The following is a 5,834-nucleotide window of genomic DNA, read 5'->3' on the forward strand; positions in this document are numbered from 1 at the left end:
TAAGTGTATCAAATGGGAGGTTGGGTGACACGACGGTGTTTGTTCCATCGCTTACCATAATCCTTGCCCTCCTTCTGCTTTAGCATTACAAATAACAAAAAACAGAGGCGTAACGAACATAATTCGCTACACCCCCGTTTTTGTCTATGTTGTATAAATAACAATCGCCAAAACATAGTTTCAGGCACAGTCTAAGTTAGTTGGCTACAGACTTATTCGTATTTCTTATTCATATATTTCTTACGCAGATAACTAGAATAGCAGACTGCTAAAGGATTATGACCTAATACACGGTCCTTAACGGCGAAGGTTGTGACGGGTACCTTGGAGTACTTGTTGAATAACATATCATGGCCGACACATAGGCCTACTGCTATGTTAAGCTCAGTCTCATCATTTGCCAGTACCTTAGCTTGAAGAACAGGGTCACAAATGACTTCAATTTTGTCCTCTTTCACTTTAGGTATTTCATAATCTTCTTTTTTAAGTCCACCTATTTTACAACAAGCGGAATATACCTCAAAATGTTGGGATAAGATTTGTTCTAAAACGGCTGCTTCTTCTGTTAATCCTATACAGAAAGCCATTCCAAGTTTCTTATAACCCATTCTCTTAGCAAACATAATTAATTCATCCAGACGACTAAGATTGTTACCATGTACCGCTTGGAAATGACCACTGAGGCGATGAAAGGGTATATTTTCTTCTTCGAGACATTCATCGAGTGAATATTTTCCCCCAGTGCAATCAAATGCCTCTTTATCACACATGTTTTTAGTCTTCATTTTACAGGATGCACATTTCATTTACGCCCCCCCTTATTTTCATATTCATAACTAAGATTAGGATTAATCATTAGATTTTAATGCCAATTAGCGGTAACACATACTTCAAACCAATATAGAACAAGATGACTGAAAGGAATATTTTCATATAACGAGCATTGATATACTTTGAAACTCGGGCTGCAACTACAGTACCAATAGCAACTCCCACCAATTCAAAGGCTAAAAACCGAAGATCTAAAGAGCTGCCCATCGACAGATAGTTTAGAATACTGGTTGAAGATGATACCAAGATAGAAAGAACGGATGTTCCGGCCACAATGTACATTGGGAATCCCATTACACTGGTCATGAAAGGAACCAGTAAGAATCCACCGCCGACCCCCAAGGATGCGGAAATAACTGCAACTACAAGCCCTGTCATGAAGACCATAATAGCATTATAGTTAAATTCTTGACCAGCAAAGGTAAAGGTATTTTGAAGACCAATTTTTTTGAAATTAACCCCGATTTCCTTAAGCTCATTCATTTTGCCTGAGGCCTTAAGTTCTTTAACCTTTGCTGCAAAAGTATCATTGGCAGCCTTAACCGATTTTTGACTATCTCTGAATTTAGCGGTGCACTCATAGGCGATACGTAGCGAAATCCCTAAGGTGACCATACCAAAGTAAGGTTTGAAAGTGGACATGTCTTTTAAAAGGGAAGCTGAAAGCGTAGACCCTAATATCGCCCCAACGATTCCACCTAAGCCCAGAGCAACAGCAGTAGGTACAACAATTCGCTTCTCACGAAGATATAAAGGAGTACCAACAATAGGACTGACGAGTGTCAAAATCTGGTTCATTGGTTTAACCATATTGGCATTTTTAAGTCCGAAGATACTCATATGACCGACACCTGCCAGGATGCCTCCAGCTGCTCCTACAGATGTGAAAACGTATCCTACAAAGATACCCCAAAGAATCAAACTAATGGGACTAGCGTCTACACCAGCTAATGCGAAATGCATAACATTTTCCTCCAATTTATTTAAATTTTTGTCGCCTCTGATGCACCTGAACCAAATAAACCCAATTTATAAACTATAGATTTAATCGGTTTTACAAACCATTTTCCTACATGCAATAGAAGGTACGAGACTAGGAATGCTCCAAATATGTCGACCTGCCAGTTTACAAACGGAATTGTAATGGTTGGCCATTTCAAGCTAATTATCCAAATTATAAGAACGTATGGGGCTAATCTGTAAATTGAATCCACTACCACAGCGGTTAGATACTCAAAAAACACTTCTTTCATTTCCGCCTGAAGGGACTTATAGGCTGATGCATCCCCAATGTCAACCGCTACATTTGAAAGATCGTCTAATTCCTGATACCGTTCCTTATAGTGCTGGACTTTTTTAGCGTGGGGGTCTTTAAGGTATTTCACTAGTTCAGAAACCATCTTCATAGCTAAACGCCTCTCTTGCCATGATTTTCACTTACTAAATCAGTCCTGCCTTGCCTAGGCCTAAGTTTTACCTCCTTTCAAATACTTTTTCTCTCATCTTTACTATGTACTTAATTTATCAAACCCTAGATGATTTTAATGTCTATCTTCCGACCTTATTTATGTCTAACTGATGACCTTAATAGTGTCAATAACATTACATTATTTACGTCTGCTAAATGACGTTATTTATGTCAGGTGCAAAACATCATTGTCATAATTGCATCCTTATGTGTCACATAAGTAACAATGTAACTCAATAAAGAGAGGCCAGCATTCTATGCCAGCCTCTCTTACACAATCCATTTACTTAGCTTATCTGGATCGAGAATATACACTTCTTTCTCTTCGATTGCTATACTGTTCTCTTGTCTAAATATATTAAGCAAGGACGTAACCGTCTGTCTTGACGTGCCTATCATACAAGCTATCTCTTCATGTGTTAAGCGAAAACCTATTTTTGTACCCGTATCTGTCTCTACTCCCGCACGTTCAGACATTTTAAGAAGCAACATAGCCAATCTTCCCGGTACTTGAAAACAGACCATTTCTTGGATAATTCCTTCAGCCTCTCGCATTCTAACCCCTAGCGTTGTAGCAACCTTAATAGCAATGGACGGATGGTTGACAAGCAATTCTTCAAAACGTGCTTTGCGTACAACTACCAAAGTAGCGTCGTTGATAGCACCAGCGAAACAAGTTCGCTCTCCATGGTACAAAGTTTCAGCAAGCCCCATTAACTGCCCAGAAGTCCTCATACTTCCAACGGTAACTCTTCTACCATCTGGAGTTATTCGATATATTTTCACAAAACCTTCTTCTATTAAATAGATTCGGTCGGCAGTATCCCCTTCAGAAAAAATTATTTGTCCCTTAGGATAATGAACTACTGTTCCATATTCCCTAATAAGATTCTTTTCTTCTTCGTCTAATGCTAATGCTTCATGATTTATGTTTTCCATTCTAGATTTTACCCCTCCACGTATCTTTATATTATATTAAATATCTATAAAATACTACTTCGAATTAGCGGAAATAGATGATTTTTTGAATCCCCCCTATCTCTCATAGCAACTCCGCGCCCTGCTAACACCGTATTTATGCATATAAAACAATACTCCAATTGTATTATAACTAAAACCAAAGACTTGTGAAACTTTATGAATTCCCACTTTATAGTATTCTAGGAACAGGAATTTATAAGTAAAGTCGGTATATAATTTCCCTTCCCTATCATATTTGATTCAATACTAGGAAATTAATCCAATTTAAATAAAATTCATCTTTACGTTCCACATGGAATTATTATATTCCATAGCGGTAAATAATTAAATAATAAGAATTTTAATATTAATCAAATAACTCAAAATTTAAATGGAAAGGATCTTAAAATTTCTCCAACCAAGATTTTCGAACTCAAGATCGTTAACTTTCTAAAATCATTGGAAGGGGTTGATTGTTAAACATGGATTTTAATAGCGGAGTTCTTGTTAACGGAATTGACTTGGGATTTATTAATAAAATCCAGAAAAAGGTCAACGCACGTATAAAGCATCATCGGTATTGGCTGGGCAGTACTAAATCAGAATCTTCAATCCACGATTTCAAGGTCGTAATGGACGAACCTTTTGGCCCAAATAAAGGTCCCTAGCCAGGAGAAATGATACTGGCTGCTCTAGGAGCTTGTTTAGTTGTGGGCTACACTTTCGATGTGCACTTCACAATATTGAACTCTAAAAGGTTGCGATTGATGTGGAGGGAGATGTAGTAAGTACAAAGTTTTTTCAAATACATGAGTAAATTTTCTGGCAATTTTTTGCCACTATTTAGGGTTATTTCAACACTGCTCTCCTCATCTTTAAACGCTTTTACTCCGTCATTTAAAATTACTTTTACTACCATTTGATGAGTATCTATGAAAATAACCTCACTGTTAATTCGTACATCTATGTTAAATCGATTCTTCATGCCATCGCAGTAATCTCCGAAATAGGTGTTGATTTGGACGTGTTCCCGACAGCTAAGCATCTTTGTTCCTGGGCAGGGCTCACACCTACAAATAACGAAAGTGCTGGAAAGAAAAAGTCAGTAAGGATTTCAAGAGCTAGCTGCTATATTAAGCCGCTTCTGGTACTGTGTGCAACCGTTGTAGTTAAAAGCGAGAAGCATCCTGAAATCCGCAACCGCTATTTGAGACTTAAGCAACGTCGTGGTCATGAAAAAGCAATCATTGCTATTGCAAGAATGCTACTTACCGCTATCTACAATATCCTGAAAAAGAAAGAATCGTCAAGCCACTTAAGATACCTGTCCTTCGATTTTCCCGACCATAATCATCCCAATCAAACTACCGTCTTTGATCACGAACTTGCGATAGAAATTACGTTTAGGTTCCATCGCCTTTAGCACTATGCCTTCTCCGTGTGGTAAATTCATGATTCTAACCGAAATGAGACCCACTCCGCAAATCACAGCCGAATTTAAAGCCAGCGCACCTGGGTTGCTCCGCTTTACACCTGCCATATTACAGTCGGCAATAATTCCTTGTTCTGTAGCAGTAGGCCATAAAGCGCTTACGCTTTTTCCGCCCTGTAAGAAATCATCCAACCTTTAGCTTCCCGCAACACAATAGTATGAGTTTTCCCTAAAAGTAGAGCTGTTTTTCTACTGCTTTTCTATGTTCCAAGTGCTTTTCTCAATAATTTCTTTTCCATCAACTGAAGTCCATCGTTTAATGAGGTGATTCTTCTAACTATCACTTCAATGTCAGCCTGTTAATTATGCACAACACACAAGTTTTCCGGTAAGTGGTTAACATCTATTGAATTCCCTTCACTCAGAATGACTGCTCCTTCTATACCATTTCGAAACTTACGAATATCACCTGGCCAATAATAGCTTTAAAAAATCCCAAAAACCTGTGGCCTAATTCTGTTTTGTTTATTATACTTATAACAATATTTACTTAGAAAATACTGACTCAAACTAGCTCTAGTGCAACATTCTATAGGTTGCTATGCACAAGTATCCTTGGCCCTGAAACGAAAAGCACGATAGCGTCCTGTAGACAGTATCCCCGAGCCACCCACCACAAAGGAAGACTTCGTGGCGAAGGAAAGCTTTTCGCCACAGTGCGTCCCGTAACGCATTCTCCTGCTGTGTGGATTCTTAACTTCCGTGTTCGGTAACAGTATTATAGAATACAGAAAGAACTACCTCGTTAGAGATAGTTCTTCGTTTGTTTACCTGGCGATACGAAAGGCGGATGAGCCTTTCGCCACACGACGTCCCATGACGAATTCACCTGCCGTGTGGATTCTACTTTCCCAGGAGCTATGCTCCAAGTATCCTTGGCCCTGGAACGAAAAGCACGATAGTGTCCCCTGTGACGAAAGCCTCCAGTGGAGGGTTTCGCCGAAGCCGCGATCCCCAAAGAATACTAATCGGCGTAGGATGAGTATCGCTGAGCCACCCGCCCCAAAGAAACACTTCGTGGCGAAAGGGAGCTTTTCGCCACACTGCGACTTATAACTCATTCTCTTGCAGTGTGGATCCCGA

The 5,834-nt window shown here is 39.2% G+C and carries 8 protein-coding genes and 2 pseudogenes; 2 read left to right on the forward strand and 8 right to left on the reverse strand.

Annotated elements, in window-relative coordinates; all coding sequences use genetic code 11:
- Window positions 1–212 precede the first annotated feature (212 nt).
- From LJE72_RS25625 to LJE72_RS25640, 4 genes are all read right to left on the reverse strand, one after another.
- The gene (locus LJE72_RS25625) at window positions 213–806 is read right to left on the reverse strand and encodes a DUF1847 domain-containing protein (RefSeq protein WP_229250969.1); all 594 of its coding nucleotides are present in this window, start codon (window positions 804–806) and stop codon (window positions 213–215) included.
- A gap of 49 nt (window positions 807–855) precedes the next feature.
- Window positions 856–1,794 (reverse strand): sulfite exporter TauE/SafE family protein, encoded by a 939-nt coding sequence (locus LJE72_RS25630; RefSeq protein ID WP_229250970.1) that lies wholly within the window; start codon window positions 1,792–1,794, stop codon window positions 856–858.
- Window positions 1,795–1,814: 20 nt separating this feature from the next.
- Window positions 1,815–2,237, reverse strand: coding sequence for a hypothetical protein (locus LJE72_RS25635; RefSeq protein WP_229250971.1), 423 nt, complete (start codon window positions 2,235–2,237; stop codon window positions 1,815–1,817).
- A gap of 332 nt (window positions 2,238–2,569) precedes the next feature.
- Window positions 2,570–3,238: a Crp/Fnr family transcriptional regulator gene (locus LJE72_RS25640; protein WP_073031697.1), complete on the reverse strand. Its 669-nt coding sequence runs from the start codon at window positions 3,236–3,238 to the stop codon at window positions 2,570–2,572.
- Window positions 3,239–3,741: 503 nt separating this feature from the next.
- Here LJE72_RS25640 and LJE72_RS25645 point away from each other — a divergent pair.
- Window positions 3,742–3,927, forward strand: a complete 186-nt coding sequence (locus LJE72_RS25645) for a hypothetical protein (RefSeq protein WP_229250972.1) — start codon at window positions 3,742–3,744, stop codon at window positions 3,925–3,927.
- Window positions 3,928–3,974: 47 nt separating this feature from the next.
- Here LJE72_RS25645 and LJE72_RS25650 read toward each other — a convergent pair whose 3' ends face one another.
- Window positions 3,975–4,244, reverse strand: coding sequence for a hypothetical protein (locus LJE72_RS25650; protein WP_229250973.1), 270 nt, complete (start codon window positions 4,242–4,244; stop codon window positions 3,975–3,977).
- Between LJE72_RS25650 and LJE72_RS25655 the strand changes: the two are divergent.
- Window positions 4,239–4,562 (forward strand): annotated as a pseudogene (locus tag LJE72_RS25655) (transposase); the annotation flags it as partial. The gene LJE72_RS25650 and the pseudogene LJE72_RS25655 sit on opposite strands and share 6 nt — an antisense overlap.
- A 12-nt stretch (window positions 4,563–4,574) precedes the next feature.
- Here LJE72_RS25655 and LJE72_RS25660 read toward each other — a convergent pair.
- The 3 genes and pseudogenes from LJE72_RS25660 to LJE72_RS26450 all read right to left on the reverse strand — a co-directional run bounded on the left by LJE72_RS25660 (window position 4,575) and on the right by LJE72_RS26450 (window position 5,425).
- Complete coding sequence (locus tag LJE72_RS25660; protein WP_229250974.1) at window positions 4,575–4,883, reverse strand: NAD(P)/FAD-dependent oxidoreductase; 309 nt, start codon at window positions 4,881–4,883, stop codon at window positions 4,575–4,577.
- 167 nt (window positions 4,884–5,050) lie between these two features.
- Window positions 5,051–5,164: pseudogene (locus LJE72_RS26950) on the reverse strand (hypothetical protein); the annotation flags it as partial.
- Between the two features lie 126 nt (window positions 5,165–5,290).
- Entirely contained in the window at window positions 5,291–5,425 is a 135-nt protein-coding gene (locus LJE72_RS26450; RefSeq protein WP_282437965.1) for a hypothetical protein, read from the reverse strand.
- Window positions 5,426–5,834 lie beyond the last annotated feature (409 nt).

The sequence above is a fragment of the Desulfosporosinus shakirovi genome (genome assembly GCF_020595055.1).
Classification (GTDB): domain Bacteria; phylum Bacillota; class Desulfitobacteriia; order Desulfitobacteriales; family Desulfitobacteriaceae; genus Desulfosporosinus; species Desulfosporosinus shakirovi.